This is a genomic window from Clostridia bacterium, from assembly GCA_012841935.1.
Lineage (GTDB): Bacteria > Bacillota > Peptococcia > DRI-13 > DTU073 > DUTS01.
Genome location: DUTS01000020.1, coordinates 1 through 1,869 on the forward strand (window position 1 = coordinate 1; position 1,869 = coordinate 1,869).

The following is a 1,869-nucleotide window of genomic DNA, read 5'->3' on the forward strand; positions in this document are numbered from 1 at the left end:
AATCGGTCGTGTGCGTCCGGATTATGAAATAATAAACAATAACTCTTAACTACTTTTAACCTAGTTACCCAAATATCTCGTAAAATCATCAATACTATCCGCAATTTTTCATATCCTTTTATCTGCTTGCGTTTGTCAACTAGAAACTGAGCCAGTCGCTCACTTGAAAGTGAGCCACCTGTTAAACTATTGGTTCTTCATTGTTTGTTCAAGTCTGTAAGAATCCCCATTCATATCAAGCACATATGACTTGAAGGTCAGACGGTCAACGAAGGCGGCAATCATCGTTGTATTTTCAAAAAGATCCGTCCACTGAGAAAAGGGTAAATTAGTCGTAACAATCACACTTCCCCTTTCGCTGCGTTCAGATATCACTTTAAACAACAATTCAGATTGATAGCGGTTAAAGCTTATGTAGCTGAGCTCGTCCAAAATAAGTAAATCAGCCTTTGCAGTATTTAGCCACCGTATTTCGGGATATATGTAGTTCCCTGGCTATTTGTGTCGCTGGCTAATACCACTTAAATACATTTGGCGGATTTGCTTGTAATCTTTCACTGTAATTACCACTCCATTCACCCCCACCTTAGCCTAAGCCGCGGCAGAGTATATTTCAAGTGGCTTACTTTCAGATGAGCGTTTTCATCTTTAGTGGCTCAGTTTCAGGTTAGCATTTATACCCGGTGACATTACGGTAAGCAGTCCTTTTTTCAGTTCGCTCATAAGACCCCGCACCTAACTGTTCAGTAGATTGGGCAATAAGCACCTGGTTAAAGATTTCTTCCATTAATTTGGCCAATGCTTCATCTTTGCCTTTTAACAAAAAAAGTCCGTGCAAAAATTCCTCACTTATTGTAATATTGAATTGAGCCATCGTTCTTCCTCCTCGGTTTGATATTTGTTGGTACATATATTTTAACCGAGGCAGAGCCTTGGCTCAACTTATTTTTCTATTTACACCATTATACGGACTTAATCCATTAAATAAATGGAACATAACAAATTCAACAAAAAAATCTCGTAAACATTAACTGTACCTATCCTTAGAACATCTGTCCCTTACAGTCCTAATGATTTTTAATATTTTTTTATTCAATTGACCACTTATTTTATTTAAAGCCTTATTATTTACGTAATTTTTTGCATCAAAAAAAGAAATTATATTTTTTTGATACCTTCGAATAAATTCCCCCACATGCTCTACCCGTTTATTATCCATGGTATTCGGATGTAAGCACCATGTGTAAATACCAAACGGCATTTTTCTCGGAGTAGCCAAAAGCTGTGGAACAAACATCACATCTCTATAATAATGGGGGAAAAAAGCTGTCCCATCAGTTATTACCCTTATATCATTATTAACAAGAGCCCTTAAAGTTACTTCATCAAAAGAATGGGAAGGAGCCATAAAAGCATCAATTCTAATTCCATTTTCCTCGAATATTTTCTTCCCGGCTAATATTTTTTCATTTTGTTCTTCATATGACAACCCGGCAAATTCACTTCTATCACAAACATTTAAAATACCACTATTTTCTGTTACATACTTATGATCATAACCATGCAAAGCAATAGCCCAACCCTTTTTTTGCAAATCCCTAATCTCTTCCCAAAAGTTAATATCACCTTTCGGATATTCTAACAATTCCGGATCTCTATTATTAGGGATAACACCAATAATGGGCTTCACATTATAACTCTCAAAAATATCTTTTAATAAAAAATAATTATCCCAATTCATATTTTCGGCAATATCATCTAACCTAAAAATATATTTCGCCCACACAATATTTCACTTCCCAGAATTATTATTTTTTAAACAATCTAATTAATACTGGTTTCAAATCCTTAAAACTAACAAACAAAAAA

2 protein-coding genes and 1 pseudogene are annotated in these 1,869 nt (G+C 35.0%); all 3 read right to left on the reverse strand.

The features are described 5' to 3' along the window. Nucleotides 1-186: 186 nt before the first annotated feature. Nucleotides 187-483 (reverse strand): ATP-binding protein, encoded by a 297-nt coding sequence (locus tag GX687_01210; GenBank protein HHX96070.1) that lies wholly within the window; start codon nucleotides 481-483, stop codon nucleotides 187-189. Nucleotides 484-688: 205 nt separating this feature from the next. Beyond that, nucleotides 689-874, reverse strand: a pseudogene (locus tag GX687_01215) (IS256 family transposase). A 153-nt stretch (nucleotides 875-1,027) separates the two neighbouring features. Beyond that, nucleotides 1,028-1,786: a DUF2334 domain-containing protein gene (locus tag GX687_01220; GenBank protein ID HHX96071.1), complete on the reverse strand. Its 759-nt coding sequence runs from the start codon at nucleotides 1,784-1,786 to the stop codon at nucleotides 1,028-1,030. Nucleotides 1,787-1,869: the final 83 nt, after the last annotated feature.